Source organism: Allobosea sp. 05T438 (genome assembly GCF_056396025.1).
In genome coordinates this window covers 432273-446701 of record NZ_JBFTKQ010000002.1, presented here as the reverse complement: position 1 = coordinate 446701, position 14429 = coordinate 432273, and the positions used below count along the sequence as shown (strand labels likewise).

The window sequence follows — 14429 nt, the reverse complement described above, 5'->3', positions numbered from 1 at the left end:
GGTGCAGCAAATGCTAGAGCGCAAGCCCCGCATCCCAATAGGGCGTGGCGCCGTAGAGTTCGCCGAGGTAGTCGACGAAGGCGCGCACCTTCTGCTCCATATGCCGGCGGCTCGGATAGACCGCATAGACCGCGACGCGCGAACCGACGGCATAGGCCGGCAGCACACGCTGCAGCGCGCCGGATTTCAGCTCCGGGCCGACATCCCAAGTCGAGCGCAGCGCGATGCCGACGCCGGCCAGCAGCGCTTCGCGCACCACCTCGCTCGAATTGGTTCGCAAGGGGCCGTTGACGCGCACCGAGACCGGGCCTTCCGGGCCGTCGAGGCGCCAATGATCCGTATTGTGGGCGATCAGCGTATGCCGGGCGAGATCGCCGATCTCGCCCGGCATACCATGGGTCGCGAGATAGCCCGGCGTGGCGCAGAGCACGCGGTGGTTCGGCGCCAGCCGCTTCGCGACGAGGCTCGAATCCTGCAGGTCGGCGATGCGGATCGCCAGATCGAAGCCCTCGCCGACGACGTCGACGAACGCATCGCTCAGGACGAGCTCGACCGTCACCAGCGGGTTGCCATCGAGGAAGCGCTTGAGATGCGGCGCGACATGCATGCGCCCGAACGAGGTCGGCGCCGAGACGCGCAGCGTGCCGCGGACCTGACCGGCGCCGCTTGCGACCCACGCCTCGGCCTCCTCGATCGAAGCCAGGATCGAGACGACGCGCTCATAGAAGCCCTGGCCCGCCTCGGTCAGCGCCAGCTGCCGCGTCGTGCGTTGGAGCAGGCGCACGCCGAGCCGCTCCTCCAGCCGGCGGATGCGCTTCGAGATGACGGCTGGCGACAGATTGAGCTGCCGGCCGGCCGCCGACATGCTCTTCGCCGTCACTACATGCGCAAATACATCGAGATCGCCGAATCGATCCATAAACACGCTACCTTTTCCAATCTGGAAATAATGGCTGGCTTTGGCTGCGCTGCAAGAGTCATTGAATTGATCTAATCTGCAGCGCAAACAATGCGCCGAGAGCAGTGCCTCGGCGCCGTGGAGATGGGAGGGAGCGATGAGCGCGATAGCTTTTCCGGTGCCGGATGCCGGCATCCTCGCCCGCCGCGAAGCGATCATCGCCGGCCTCTCCGGCCTGGTTGCGCGGGAAGCCCTGATCACCAGCGACGACGAGCGCCGCCCCTACGAGACCGATGCGCTGACCGCCTATCGCCGCATGCCGCTCGCGGTCGTGCTGCCCTCGACCACGCAGGAGGTGGCGGCCGTGCTGCGCTATTGCCTTGAGCAGGGCGTCCCGGTGGTGCCGCGCGGCGCCGGCACTTCGCTGGCCGGCGGCGCGATCCCGCAGGAGGATGCGATCGTCGTCGGCGTCTCGAAGATGAACCGCATCCTTGAAATCGACTACGCCAACCGCACCGCCAGGGTGCAGGCCGGCGTCACCAATCTCGCGGTGACCGGCGCCGTCTCGGCCGAAGGCTTCTTCTACGCGCCCGACCCGTCCTCGCAGCTCGCCTGCTCGATCGGCGGCAATATCGGCATGAACTCGGGCGGAGCGCATTGCCTGAAATACGGCGTCACCACCAACAACGTGCTCGGCGTGACGATGGTGATGCTCGACGGCAGCATCGTCGAGATCGGCGGCGGACATCTCGATTCGCCCGGCTACGATCTGCTCGGCCTGATCAACGGTTCGGAGGGCCAGCTCGGTATCATCACCGAGGCGACGGTGCGGATCCTGCGCTCGGCCGAGGGTGCGCGGCCGGTGCTGTTCGGCTTCCCGACCAGCGAGCAGGCCGGTGCGGCCGTGGCGGCGATTATCGGCGCCGGCATCATCCCGGTGGCGATGGAGTTCATGGACAAGCCGGCGATCGAGATCTGTGAGGCCTTCGCCAAGGCCGGCTATCCGATGGATTGCGGCGCGCTGCTGATCATCGAGGTCGAGGGTTCGGACGAGGAGATGGACGCGCAGCTCGCCCGCATCGTCGCCATCGCTCGCGAGCACGGCGTTACCACCGTCAAGGAATCGAAATCGGCGATGGAGGCGGCGGCGATCTGGAAGGGCCGCAAGTCGGCCTTCGGCGCCACCGGCCGCATCGCCGACTACATCTGCATGGACGGCACGATCCCGACTGGCCAGTTGCCTTATGTGCTCAAGCGCATGGACGAGATCGTGAAGAGCTACGGCCTGCGCGTCGCCAATGTCTTCCACGCCGGCGACGGCAATCTGCACCCGCTGATCCTCTACAACTGCAACGATCCGGTCGAGGCGCAGAAGGCGGAGGATGCCGGCATGGATATCCTCAAGCTCTGCGTCGAGGTCGGCGGCTGCCTCACCGGCGAGCACGGGGTCGGCATCGAGAAGCGCGACCTGATGACCTTCCAGTTCAACCCGGAGGACCTGGCGCAGCAGATGCGGGTGAGGGCGGTGTTCGACGAGCGCTGGCTGCTCAACCCCGCGAAGGTGTTTCCGCTCGAAGGACGGATCGCGGCGTGATCATCCACACTCCCACCACCGAGGCGCAGGCCTGCGCCGTCGTCAAATCGGTGATCGATTCGCGCGTCCCCCTGACCCTGCGCGGCGGCGGCACGCGCGCTGGCCTCGGCCGCCCTGCGCAGGCCGCGAGCACCTTGTCGAGCGCCGGCCTCACCGGCATCACCCTCTACGAGCCGGCCGAGATGGTCATCGCCGCGCGCACCGGAACGCCGCTCGCCTTGGTACAGGAGGCGCTGGCCGAACGCGGCCAGATGCTGCCCTTCGAGCCGATGGATCATCGCGCCCTCTACGGCACGGAAGGCGAGCCGACGATCGGCGCTGTCGCCGCCTGCAACATCTCCGGTCCGCGCCGCATCAATGCCGGTGCCGCGCGCGACTCCCTGATCGGCATCCGCATGGTCAATGGCCGCGGCGAGATGATCAAATCCGGCGGGCGAGTGATGAAAAACGTCACCGGCCTCGATTTGGTGAAGCTGGTCAGCGGCAGCCACGGCACGCTGGGCTTCCTCACCGAAGTCACCTTCCGCGTGCTGCCGAAGCCGGCGGAGATCGCGACGCTGCAATGGCGCGGGCTGTCGGATGTGCAGGGCGTAGCCCTGCTGTCCAAGGCGCTGGGCTCGCCCTTCGAGCCGATGGCCGCGGCCCATCTTCCCGCCGGCCTCGCCGGGGAGGAGGCCGTGACGCTGCTGCGTCTGGAGAACTTCCCGGATTCGATCGAGTACCGCTCTGGCGAGCTCGCATTGCTGCTCGGCGAATACGGCGTGCCGGACCGGCTGGACGGCGAGGGCATCGGTTCGCTCTGGCGTAGCATCCGCGACGCCGCCTTCTTCGCAGGCACTGCCGAGGCCATCTGGCGCCTTTCGCTCAAGCCGACGGATGGTGCGAAGGCCGCCACGGCGATCGGGCGGATGCTGCCGGGCGCGCGCTGGTTCTACGACTGGGGCGGCGGGCTGGTCTGGCTGGCGGCTCCGGCCGATGGCGACGCCGGCGCGGCCGCTATTCGCACGGCGCTGAAGCCGCTCGGCGGCCACGCCACGCTGGTGCGCGCGCCCGATGCGGTACGTGCCGCCGTCGATGTCTTCCAGCCGCTGGCCGAGCCGCTGATGCGCGTCACGGCCGGCATCAAGAAGAGCTTCGACCCGGCCGGCATTTTCGAGCCGGGCCGGATGTATGCGGGGATCTGATGGCGCTCGCTGATACCTTTTCCTCCGAAATAGCCCCGCCGCGCGCGAGCTGGGCGCCGGGCCGCCTGAGCCCGATGGCCATCGCCTTGCTGGCCGCGCTGCTGATCGCCATCGCGGCTGGCACGCTGCTCTGGATGGGCCGCGAGCCGATCTGCAAATGCGGGAACATCAAGTTTTGGCAGGGCACGGTGATGTCCTCCGAGAACTCCCAGCACGTCACCGACTGGTACACCTTCTCGCACATCATCCACGGCTTCCTGTTCTACGGCCTGTTCTGGCTGATCCGCCGCGTCAGCGGCCTGCCGATCTCGTTCGGCCTCGCGCTGCTGCTCGCCATCGTGGCCGAGAGCGCCTGGGAGATCACCGAGAACACCGACGCGGTGATCAATCACTACCGTTCGGCGACGATCTCGCTCGACTATTACGGCGACAGCGTCCTGAACTCGGTCAGCGACATCCTCGCCATGGTGCTGGGCTTCCTCTTCGCCCGCTTGGCGCCGGTCTGGGTGACAGTGACCGGCGCGCTGGCGATGGAGCTGATCGTCGGCTGGCTGATCCGCGACAACCTCACCCTCAACGTCATCATGCTGCTCTGGCCGATGGACTGGATCAAAGCCTGGCAGGGCGGAGCCTGAGCGATGCAGACCAATTTCAGTCCCGAGCGCCTCGCTTCCGATCCGCGCATGCCGGCTTCGGAGAAGATCCTGCGCACCTGCGTGCATTGCGGCTTCTGCACCGCGACCTGCCCGACCTATCTGCTGCTCGGCGACGAGCTCGATTCCCCGCGCGGACGCATCTACCTGATCAAGGACATGCTGGAGAACGGCAAGCCGGCGACGCCGGAGGTGGTCACCCATATTGACCGCTGCCTGTCCTGCCTGTCCTGCATGACGACCTGTCCTTCGGGGGTGCACTACATGCACCTCGTCGACCACGCCCGCGCCCATATCGAGGAGACCTACACGCGGTCCTGGCATGACAGGCTGCTGCGCAAGGTGCTGGCGGCGATCCTGCCCTATCCCGCCCGCTTCCGTGCCGCGATGCTGGCGGCTCTCGTCGGCAAGCCCTTCGCTCCCGTCCTCGGCGTCCTCCCGGTCGTCGGCCCGCGGCTGAAGGCGATGGTGGCGCTGGCGCCCGTGCGGCTGCCGACGCGCTCCACTATGGAGGGCCCGCAGAGCTTCCCGCCGCCCGCAGCGCGGACTAAGCGCGTCGCGCTGCTCTCCGGCTGCGCCCAGCCGGTGCTCGATCCCGCCATCAACGAGGCGACGATCCGCTTGCTCAACCGCCACGGCGTCGAGGTCGTGCTGCCGAAAGGGGAGGGCTGCTGCGGCGCGCTCGTCCACCATATGGGGCAGGAGCACGACGCCCTGTCCTTCGCCCGCGCGAACATCGACGCCTGGATGGCGGAGATCGACGGCGAGGGGCTCGACGCCATCCTGATCACGGCCTCGGGCTGCGGCACGACGATCAAGGATTACGGCTTCATGTTCCGCAACGAGCCTGATTATGCCGAGAAGGCAGCGAAGGTCTCCGCGCTGGCCAAGGACGTCACCGAGTTCCTGGAAACGCTTGAGCTCTCGGCGGTGCGCGATGTCGCCATGCCGATCGCCTATCACTCGGCGTGCTCGATGCAGCATGGCCAGCAGTTGAAGGACGGGCCGAAGCGGCTGCTGTCGGGCGCCGGCTTCAAGGTGAAGGAGGTGCCGGAAGGCCATATCTGCTGCGGCTCGGCCGGCGTCTACAACATCCTCCAGCCCGAGATCGCCGGCCGCCTGCGCGAGCGCAAGATCGGCAACATCGAGCGCACCAAGCCGGTGCTGGTCGCAACCGGCAATATCGGCTGCATGACCCAGCTAGCGAAGGGTTTTGCCGACAGGGGCGCGACGACCCCGGTGGTTCACACCGCCGAACTGCTCGACTGGGCGACCGGCGGCCCGCTGCCGGAGAAGCTGGCGCGGGCGGGGATTGCGGATCGGCCGTTGCGCGTTGCGACACTCGCGGCGGCCGAATAGCCAACAAGCGCGTCATGCTCGGGCTTGACCCGAGCATCTCCTGCCGCAGAGGGCACCGGCACCTTCGTGTCATGAGATTCTCGGGTCTGCGCTTCGCTCCGCCCGAGAATGACGCCCCGTGACTTGCTCCCTGCGTCGCGGCGGTCTAACCCGCCTCGTACGTTTTGTACCGCACGCCCCAATCCGAGTTCGCCCATGTCCGCCGACAAATCCGCCCCTGCCAAGCTGAAGGCCCGCCAGCCGCGCGGCTTCGTCGATCGTGGCCCGGCCGATGTCGCCGCCACCGAGCGCATGCTCTCCGTCATCCGCGAGAGCTTCTCGGTCTATGGCTTCGATCCGGTCGAGACGCCCTTCGTCGAATACACCGACGCGCTCGGCAAGTTCCTGCCCGACCAGGACCGGCCGAACGAGGGCGTCTTCTCCTTCCAGGACGATGACGAGCAGTGGCTCTCGCTGCGCTACGACCTGACGGCGCCGCTCGCCCGCTATGTCGCGGAGAATTTCGACGCGCTGCCAAAACCCTATCGCAGCTATCGTGTCGGCTACGTCTTCCGCAACGAGAAGCCCGGCCCGGGTCGCTTCCGCCAGTTCATGCAGTTCGACGCCGATATCGTCGGTTCGGGCACTGTCGCGGGCGATGCCGAGATCTGCATGCTCGCCGCCGACACGATGGAGAAGCTCGGCATCAAGCGCGGCGACTATGTCGTCAAGGTCAACAACCGCAAGGTGCTCGATGGCGTGATGGAGGCGATCGGCCTCGGCGGCGAGGAGAATGCCGGGCGCCGGCTGACGGTGTTGCGGGCGATCGACAAGCTCGACAAATTCGGGCCGGAGGGCGTGCGCCTGCTGCTAGGCGAAGGCCGCAAGGATGAGAGCGGTGATTTCACCAAGGGCGCGGGGCTGAATGAGATCCAGACGAAAGTTATCCTCTCCTTGGTGGCAGCTGATTTTTCGACATTCGAGGGCCGCACCGCCTTTCTCGATACGTTGACCGACATTCCCGATTTCGGTGTCAGCAAGTCCGCCTGGGATGCCTTGGCCGCCGAGAAGCCGGTCCTGTATGACGGGGTAAATACGCTCGACGAGCTGTCGAAACTTCTTGTGGCCGCCGGCTACGGCCCGGACCGCATCCGCATCGACCCCTCCGTCGTCCGTGGCCTCGAATACTACACTGGCCCGGTCTACGAGGTGGAGCTGACCTTCCCGGTCACCAATGATGATGGGCAGGTGGTGCGCTTCGGCTCGGTCGCGGGCGGCGGGCGCTATGACGGCCTCGTCGGTCGCTTCCGGCCCGAGCCGGTGCCGGCGACCGGCTTCTCCATCGGCGTCTCGCGGCTTTACTCCGCGTTGAAGGCGGTGAAGTCGCCGATCGTCGACAGCAAAAGTGAGCTGCCGCTGGTCGTCGTCACGGCGATGGACAACAAGTCCCCGGAGTTCATGCCGGGCTATCAGGCGATGGTCTCCGCCTTGCGGCAGGCCCAGGATGCCGATGGCAGGCCGCTGCTGCGCGCCGACCTCTATCTCGGCGCCTCCGGCTTCAACGCGCAGATGAAATATGCCGACCGGCGCGGAGCCATCTGCGCGGTCATCCAGGGCTCCTCCGAGCGCGACGCGGGCACGGTCGTCATAAAGGACCTGATCCTCGGCGCCGAACTCGCCGCCGCCAGCCGCGACGTCAAGGACTCCGCCGAGCACAAGGCCAAGCAGGCGCAGGCGCAGTTCGCCGTGCCGGTGGATCGATTGGTGGACGGTGTGAAGACCGTGCTCCAGCGTCATGCTCGGGCTTGACCCGAGCATCTCTTGCCGGAGATTCTCGGGTCCGCGCTTCGCTGCGCCCGAGAATGATGTGAACCTCGAACCGTCCTCCGTCTACATCATGACGAACAAGCCGCGAGGCACGTTGTATCTTGGTGTGACCGCTGATCCGGTCAAACGCGCTTCGGAGCACAAGCTGCTTGTCGGTCGGTCGTTTACGGCAAGATACAATCTCGACAAGCTCGTCTGGTTCGAGACCTTCGATCACATCGAGCTCGCGATCCAGCGCGAGACGAGCCTGAAGCGCTGGGATCGGGAGTGGAAGATCGAAATGATCGAGAAGATTAATCCAGATTGGCGTGATCTATTCGAAGACATCTACCCCGAGTCCTTCTCGGCCGGAGCGTAGCACAGAGCCGAGAAACTTGGGCGGAAGGGCGGTAGAGCCTTCCTCGTCCTGAGATGCTCGGGTCAAGCCCGAGCATGACAGCTGGAAAATCCCGTTCACCCATTTTCCTCAAATCCCTCGAAAGTTCGTCGCACCGCTGCTAGGACGGCGCTCGCAACAGGATAGGTAGCCGTGTCCGCAAGCCGCGCCAGCATCGAGACCGTGATCGCGCTCTTCGCAGGCGAGGGCTATGTCCATGCCGAGCCCGCGATCCTGCAGCCCGCCGACGTCTTCCTCGATCTCTCGGGCGAGGACATCCGCCGCCGCATCTTCATGACGCAGGATGCCGACGGCCGCGACTGGTGCCTGCGACCCGAATACACCATCCCCGTCGCGCTCGATCACATCGCCTCGGGCTCGACCGAGCCGGCGGCCTATGCCTATGCCGGCCCGGTCTTCCGCATGCGAGCCGGTGAGCCGGGCGAGTTCCAGCAGGCAGGAATCGAATCCTTCGGCCGCGCGGATTTCACCGCCGCCGATGCCGAGATCATGGCTGTTACCATCGAGGCGACGACCGCGCTGGGCCTGAAGGTGCCGCGTATCCAGATGGGCGATGTCGCGCTCCTCGGTGCGCTGCTCGACGCGCTCTCGGTGCCGCGGGCTGCGCGCCGCCGCCTCGTGCGCGCCATCGTGCAGGGCAAGGGAACGGAAGCGGTCGAGGCGCTCGATCCGCCGGCGGCAGATGGCGAGGCCGCCCATGCCGGCCTGCTCAAGGCGCTGGAAGGGCAGGACCCCAAGGCCGCCCGCGCCTTCGTCGAGGACGTGCTGTCGATTGCCGGCATCTCGACGGTCGGCGGGCGCACGGCCGCGGATATCGCAGAACGCTTCCTGGCCCGCGCGGCCGAGCGCGAAAACCCGGTGAATGGTGACGTCAAGGCGCTGCTCGCCCAAGTGCTAGCCGTCTCGGGCGATCCCGACACCGCTTCCGCTGCGCTCCGGGCGCTGGCCGACCAGGCTTCGCTCGATCTGGGTCGTCAGCTCGACGCCTTCGACGAGCGTACCGGCTTCCTCGCCGCGCGCGGCGTGGATGTCGGGGCGATCCGCTTCTCGGCCGGCTTCGCCCGCAATCTCGACTACTACACCGGCTTCATCTTCGAGCTGCACGATGCGGCCCGCGGTGACGGCAAGCCGGTCGCCGGCGGCGGCCGCTATGACAACGTCCTCGGCCGTCTCGGCGCGGGCCGGCCGATCCCGGCCGTCGGCGCCTCGCTCTGGCTCGACCGGCTGACGGGAGACGCGGCATGAGCCAGTCGTCCAGCAACGATGCCCCGCTCGTCCTCGCGGTGCCCTCCAAGGGCCGCCTACAGGAGAACGCGACCGCCTTCTTCGGCCGGGCCGGGTTGAAATTCGTCAAGGCCAGCGGCGAGCGCGGCTATCGCGGCAAGATTGCCGGGGTGGAAGGCGCCGAGGTCGCGTTCCTCTCTGCCTCCGAGATCGTCGCGCAGCTCGCCTCGGGCGCCGCCCATCTCGGCATCACCGGCGAGGATCTCGTCCGCGAGCAACTGTCTGACGCCGATGCCGCCGTCGAGATGCTGACGCCGCTCGGCTTCGGCCAGGCGAATGTCGTCGTCGCCGTGCCGCAGGCCTGGATCGACGTGCGCAGCATGGCCGATCTCGACGATGTCGCTTCGACCATGCGCGCCCGCCATGGCCGCAAGCTGCGCGTCGCCACGAAATATGTGCACCTGACCCGCCGCTTCTTCGCCGAGCACGGCCTCGCCGATTACCGCATCGTCGAGAGCCTCGGGGCGACCGAAGGCGCGCCCGCCGCCGGCACGGCCGAGATCGTGGTCGACATCACCACCACCGGCGCGACGCTGGCGGCCAATGCGCTGAAGGTGCTGGACGACGGCGTGATGCTGGCCTCGGAGGCCAATCTCGTCGCCTCGATGCGTGCCCCCTGGGGCGAGCGCGCCAGGGCTGCCGCGAAGACCATCCTCTCGCGCATCGCGGCGGAGGAGGAGGGGCGCACGATCCGCGAGGTCCGTGCGCGTCTCGATCTGTCGCCGGAGGTGCTGGCGGTTCTCGCGGAGCGTTTCGGCGCCCGGCTGCCGTTCGGTGTGCCGGCTGCCGGTGCGCCGCTGACGTTGCATTGCCCGGACAAGGCCGTCTTCTCGCTGGTCGAGCATCTCGACGGACTCGGTGCCGACGACGTGACCGTCTCCGCACCGACTTATGTCTTCCGTCGGTCGAACCGCCTGCTGGAACGACTCAACGCCCGGATCTGAAGCTGGTTTCTGCGATGGAATGACGAGATCGGTCGCGGTTCAGCCTTGATCCTGAACCAATTGGCCTCTAGGCGTGTTAACCGGTTTGGCGGCCGGCCGCGCGGCCGTGCGAGTGAATGCAGGTAAGACGATCATGATCCGACGCCTTGGCCTTGCGGCCGTTCTTGCTGGCCTGGCCGTGCCGATGCTGATGCCGGGCGAAGCCATGGCTCAGCGCCGCCAGCAGATGCCGTCGCGCTCCGAGCTCGGCGGCGCGCAGACCGAGATTCCGCAGGCCCAGCAGGAGAAGACCTTCCCGGTCGGCGCGAGCTGGAGCGTTGTCCAGCTGAACGGCAAGCCGGTTTACGAGCGCCGGGCGACGCTGATCATCGACAAGAACCTCCGCGGCACCGGCTTTGGCGGCTGCAACACCTTTTCGGCCTCGGCCTACCCGCTGCGCCAGCAGGGCCTCGCCGTGGGGCCGATCGCGCTTACCAAGCGTGATTGCGACAAGGGACTGCTCGAGTTCGAGCGCACCTTCCTCACCGCACTACGCGGTGCGCGCAACTGGGACATCGTCAATGGCCGCCTCGTCCTCAAGGGCGCGGCCGGCGAGGTAACCCTCAGCCGCTCGCTCTGACGCCTGCTTCTCCCCTCGGGGGAGAAGGTGTCTGCGCATCAGATGGATGAGGAAAGGGCCGCGCAAGCGGCCCTTTCCTGTATCAGTGAGGCGGGTCGGCCCTCATCCGACGCCGCTTCGCCGTGCCACCTTCTCCCCGAGGGGAGAAGGGGAGCGCCCTTCGCCGTCAGGCAGCCGGCGTTTTTTCCGTCGGCGTCGGGGTGAAGGTGCCGTCGACATTCGGCTCCATGGTGACGATGGCATCGTGCATGGTGCGCAGCGTCGCGCGATGGCCGATCGAGACGATACGGGCCTCGGGAAGTTCCCGGTCGATCGTCGCGTAGATCTCGCCTTCCAGCTTCTCGTCGAGCGAGGCGGTGGCCTCGTCGAGGAAGAGCCAGTCCGGCTTGCTCAGCAGCGCACGCGCGACGGCCAGCCGCTGCTGCTCGCCGCCCGAGAGACGCTGTCCCCAGAGATCGACCTCGTCGAGCTTGTCGGCGAGATGGCCCAGCTTGACCTTCTCCATCGCGGCGCGGATCGCGGCGTCCTCATAGGCGCCTTCCTTGGCCGGATAGGCCAGCGCGGCTCGCAGCGATCCTTGCGGCAGATAGGGGCGCTGCGGCAGCAGCATGATATCCGCTTCGGGCGGAATCCCGACCTTGCCGTCGCCGAAGGGCCAGATGCCGGCGATGGCGCGGAACAGCGTCGACTTGCCGGAGCCGGACGGGCCGATCAGCAGGGTTGAGCGCGCCTTGCCGAAATCGAGCGAGCCGAGCTTCACGATCGGCTTGCCGTTCGGCAGCAGCAGCGTGGCGTTGCGGATATGCAGGCCCTGGTCGCGCGAGGTCTCGCGGCTGAGAGCCTCCTCGCTGATCGGCCCGTGCTGCGCTTCGGCGATCGCGGACGCAAACGAGGTCAGGCGGTTGATCGAAGCGAGGTAGGAGGCGATCGAGGAGTAGCTGTTGATGATGAAGGAGAGCGCAGTCTGCACTCGGTCGAAGGCGCCGGCCACCTGCATCATGATGCCGAGCGTGATCGTGCCCGCGAAGTAGTAGGGCGCCAGGATGATGTAGGGCAGAACGACGCTAAGCTGGTTGTAGGACAGGGTGAAGCTGGTCAGCTTCAGCCGGCGCCAGACCAGCCGGTAGAAGTTCTCGACGATGTCGTGGAAGCGCTGGGCGAGGTGGGCGCGCTCCGTCGGCTCGCCGACCATCAGCGCGATCTGTTCGGAATATTCGCGCAGGCGGGCCAGGGAGAAGCGAAAATTCGCCTCCCGCTTCTCCTGCTCGAATTCGAGCCGGATCAGCGGGCGCCCGATCAGGTGCGTCAGCCAGGTCGCCGCGACCGCGTAGAAGAACGCGACCCAGAAGATATAGCCGGGAACGGCGATCGAGGTGCCGGGCAGGTTGAAGGCGACCGGGATGTTCCAGAGGATGATCGAGAACGAGACCAGCGTCGAAACCTGCGAGAGCAGGGGCAGCGCGAAGTTGTAGGTCTGGTTGACGAAGGCGCGCGTGTCTTCGGCGATACGCTGGTCGGGGTTGTCGACGCTGCCGGCAAGCGCGATCCGGTAATGCGTCGCGTGATCGAGCCAGTGTTGCGTGTACTCGTTCGCCATGAACTGCCGCCAGCGGATCAGGATGGTGTAGTTGGCGAAGAGCTCGATGAGGTTCGAAATGACCCAGAGCAGGGCCCAGACGCAGAAGACGTAGAAGAGCTGATACCAGAACGCCGCCGCATCCTTGTTCTGCAGCGCGTCGTACATGTCGCGGTTGAAGAAGGAGAGGCGCAGCGTGATGCCGACCTGGGTCTGGTTCAACACGATCAGAAAGACGAACAGCGAGACCGCAAGCGTGCCGAGCCGGATCCGGAACGGACCGATCGGCCAGAGATTGGCCGTGGTGACCTCCTGCGATTCGAAATAGGGTGAGGCGATCCGGGCGATGCGCGCGATCACCGGCACGAAGGAGATCGCGTAGATCAGGATGCCGAAGACGCCGACGGTGGTCGGCAGGCTGGACGGCACCGCGGGAATCTGCAGCGCTGGTGGCCACCAGTCGATCTGCGCCAGCACGGCTGCCGCACCGAACAGTACATATTCGATGGCGAACACGCCGGAGAAGATGCGCAGGAAGAACGGCAGGGTCGGCGAGCGGAAGGTTACCACCGCCAGCAGCAGGCCGACGACGCCCATGCCGATCAGCCCGGCCGATCCGGTCTGTTGGCCGGCGACCAGCGTGACGGCCGCCAGCAGGGCGACGAAGATGCTCAACAGACGCATGGGCAGGGATCCTGGCGGGAAACGGTGGGCTCCACGATTCGGACCATGTCGCAGCGGATGGGGCCTTTCAATGGCGATGCGCCCGAATGAGCAAATTGTCATCTGGCGGACAGGCGCTTGCGAGGCCGAAATCCGCGCCGGAGCCGCAAAGCAAAACGCCCCGGAGCGAGCTCGGCTCGTCCAGGGCGCAAGGCAGGTCTAGCGGAGCCGTAGCCCGCTGCTGGCGAGCGTCACTCGGCGGCGACGATCTTGCCGGCGTCCCACTTGTACATCGAGAAGCTCGGCGAGCTCAGGTCGCCGGTCTTGCCGTAGGTCAGCGTGCCGATCGCGGTCTTGACCGGCATGCCGGACTGCAGCGCCTTGGCGGCGCCGGTCGCGTCGCCGGCCTTGCCGGCCTTCTCGATGGCGGCCTTGAGCACTTCGACCGCGGCATAGGCGTTGAGCGTGAAGGCCTCCGGAGGAATGCCCTTCTCCTTCAGCGCGGCGACGGCCTGGGCAGAATCCGGGTTCTTCAGCGCGTCGGTGGCGTTGGTGAAGAGGGTGCCGGTGGCATGATCGCCGCCGATCGCCGCGAACTCGGTGTTGGAGAGGCCCTCACCGCCGATGATCGTCGCCTTGACGCCGGCATCGGCGAGCTGGCGCGAGAGCAACCCGCCCTCGGGGTGGTAGCCGCCGAAATAGATCACATCGACGTTGGCGGCCTTGAGGCGCGTCACGACAGCCGAAAGGTCCTTGTCGCCGGGGTTGACCGTCAGCGCGACGACCTCCTTGAGCCCGCCGGCATTGATCCCCTTCTGGAAGGCATCGGCGAGGCCCTTGCCGTAGGTGCCCTTGTCGTGGACGATCGCGATCTTCTTGTCCTTCAGGTTCTTCAGGACATAAGCGGCGGCGATGTCCGCCTGCTGGTCGTCACGGCCGCAGGTGCGGAAGACGTTGCTCAGGCCGCGCGTCGTCAACGCTGGCGAGGTTGCGGTCGGCGTCACCATCAGCACGCCGCTCTCGGAGAACACGTCGGAAACCGCCATGGCGACGCCCGAGGTCACCGGGCCGACCACGAACTTGACCTTCTCGCCGACGAGGAGGTTGGCGGACGAGACGCCCTGCTTCGGATCGCCGGCATCGTCGGCGAGCTTCAGCACCAGCTTCTCGCCGAGCACGCCGCCATTCTTGTTGATGACGTCGACGGCGGTCAGGGCGCCGTTCTTGACCTGGTCGCCATAGGCAGCGACGGGGCCGGTCAGCGGCGCGACGAGGCCGATGGTGATGTCGGCCTGAGCGGCCTGCGCCGACAGGAACAGCGTGGCGGCCAACGCAGCGCCCGACAGGAAATAGGATTTTTTCATCTGCATCTCCCTACGACATGCAATTTATGCGCGCGACCCTGCCGAGGATCGCCTGTCGCCTGTATAGGCCAAGGCCGGTCCGAGGGAC

The 14429-nt window shown here is 66.7% G+C and carries 12 protein-coding genes; 9 read left to right on the top strand and 3 right to left on the bottom strand.

What is annotated here, in order from left to right:
* Positions 1-13 precede the first annotated feature (13 nt).
* Positions 14-919: a LysR family transcriptional regulator gene (locus tag AC1DIN_RS05960; protein WP_441468968.1), complete on the bottom strand. Its 906-nt coding sequence runs from the start codon at positions 917-919 to the stop codon at positions 14-16.
* Between the two features lie 136 nt (positions 920-1055).
* Between AC1DIN_RS05960 and AC1DIN_RS05955 the strand changes: the two genes are divergently transcribed.
* The 9 genes from AC1DIN_RS05955 (at position 1056) to AC1DIN_RS05915 (ending at position 10738) form a co-directional block, all read left to right on the top strand.
* Positions 1056-2492: an FAD-binding oxidoreductase gene (locus tag AC1DIN_RS05955; RefSeq protein ID WP_476809043.1), complete on the top strand. Its 1437-nt coding sequence runs from the start codon at positions 1056-1058 to the stop codon at positions 2490-2492.
* Entirely contained in the window at positions 2489-3676 is a 1188-nt protein-coding gene (locus AC1DIN_RS05950) for an FAD-binding protein (protein ID WP_476809042.1), read from the top strand. Before AC1DIN_RS05955 ends, AC1DIN_RS05950 begins: the two co-directional genes overlap by 4 nt.
* The gene (locus AC1DIN_RS05945; protein WP_476809041.1) at positions 3676-4311 is read left to right on the top strand and encodes a DUF2585 domain-containing protein; all 636 of its coding nucleotides are present in this window, start codon (positions 3676-3678) and stop codon (positions 4309-4311) included. The genes AC1DIN_RS05950 and AC1DIN_RS05945 overlap by 1 nt, the downstream gene beginning before the upstream one ends.
* Before the next feature lie 3 nt (positions 4312-4314).
* A complete protein-coding gene (glcF, locus tag AC1DIN_RS05940; protein WP_476809040.1) occupies positions 4315-5688 on the top strand; it encodes a glycolate oxidase subunit GlcF in 1374 nt (457 codons plus the stop codon).
* Positions 5689-5883: 195 nt separating this feature from the next.
* Positions 5884-7476 (top strand): histidine--tRNA ligase, encoded by a 1593-nt coding sequence (gene hisS, locus AC1DIN_RS05935; RefSeq protein WP_476809039.1) that lies wholly within the window; start codon positions 5884-5886, stop codon positions 7474-7476.
* A 58-nt stretch (positions 7477-7534) separates the two neighbouring features.
* Positions 7535-7852 carry a GIY-YIG nuclease family protein gene (locus AC1DIN_RS05930; RefSeq protein ID WP_476809038.1) on the top strand — a complete coding sequence of 106 codons (318 nt, stop codon included), beginning with the start codon at positions 7535-7537 and terminating at the stop codon, positions 7850-7852.
* Positions 7853-8023: 171 nt separating this feature from the next.
* A complete protein-coding gene (locus tag AC1DIN_RS05925) occupies positions 8024-9136 on the top strand; it encodes an ATP phosphoribosyltransferase regulatory subunit (protein WP_476809037.1) in 1113 nt (370 codons plus the stop codon).
* Positions 9133-10119: an ATP phosphoribosyltransferase gene (gene hisG, locus AC1DIN_RS05920; RefSeq protein WP_476764933.1), complete on the top strand. Its 987-nt coding sequence runs from the start codon at positions 9133-9135 to the stop codon at positions 10117-10119. The genes AC1DIN_RS05925 and hisG overlap by 4 nt, the downstream gene beginning before the upstream one ends.
* Positions 10120-10252: 133 nt before the next feature.
* Positions 10253-10738, top strand: a complete 486-nt coding sequence (locus tag AC1DIN_RS05915) for an META domain-containing protein (protein WP_476809036.1) — start codon at positions 10253-10255, stop codon at positions 10736-10738.
* Positions 10739-10904: 166 nt separating this feature from the next.
* On the opposite strand, the gene AC1DIN_RS05910 is transcribed toward AC1DIN_RS05915, so the two are convergent.
* Together AC1DIN_RS05910 and AC1DIN_RS05905 are read right to left on the bottom strand one after the other, a co-directional pair.
* Positions 10905-12998, bottom strand: coding sequence for an ABC transporter ATP-binding protein/permease (locus tag AC1DIN_RS05910; RefSeq protein WP_476809035.1), 2094 nt, complete (start codon positions 12996-12998; stop codon positions 10905-10907).
* 230 nt (positions 12999-13228) lie between these two features.
* Positions 13229-14341, bottom strand: a complete 1113-nt coding sequence (locus tag AC1DIN_RS05905) for a branched-chain amino acid ABC transporter substrate-binding protein (protein ID WP_476809034.1) — start codon at positions 14339-14341, stop codon at positions 13229-13231.
* Positions 14342-14429 lie beyond the last annotated feature (88 nt).

What these genes read in the sequence shown, in the direction of transcription:
- AC1DIN_RS05960 (WP_441468968.1), bottom strand. Translation starts at nt 919, where the DNA reads ATGGATCGATTCGGCGATCTCGATGTATTTGCGCATGTAGTGACGGCG.
- AC1DIN_RS05955 (WP_476809043.1), top strand. Translation starts at nt 1,056, where the DNA reads ATGAGCGCGATAGCTTTTCCGGTGCCGGATGCCGGCATCCTCGCCCGC.
- AC1DIN_RS05945 (WP_476809041.1), top strand. Translation starts at nt 3,676, where the DNA reads ATGGCGCTCGCTGATACCTTTTCCTCCGAAATAGCCCCGCCGCGCGCG.
- glcF (WP_476809040.1), top strand. Translation starts at nt 4,315, where the DNA reads ATGCAGACCAATTTCAGTCCCGAGCGCCTCGCTTCCGATCCGCGCATG.
- hisS (WP_476809039.1), top strand. Translation starts at nt 5,884, where the DNA reads ATGTCCGCCGACAAATCCGCCCCTGCCAAGCTGAAGGCCCGCCAGCCG.
- hisG (WP_476764933.1), top strand. Translation starts at nt 9,133, where the DNA reads ATGAGCCAGTCGTCCAGCAACGATGCCCCGCTCGTCCTCGCGGTGCCC.
- AC1DIN_RS05915 (WP_476809036.1), top strand. Translation starts at nt 10,253, where the DNA reads ATGATCCGACGCCTTGGCCTTGCGGCCGTTCTTGCTGGCCTGGCCGTG.
- AC1DIN_RS05910 (WP_476809035.1), bottom strand. Translation starts at nt 12,998, where the DNA reads ATGCGTCTGTTGAGCATCTTCGTCGCCCTGCTGGCGGCCGTCACGCTG.
- AC1DIN_RS05905 (WP_476809034.1), bottom strand. Translation starts at nt 14,341, where the DNA reads ATGAAAAAATCCTATTTCCTGTCGGGCGCTGCGTTGGCCGCCACGCTG.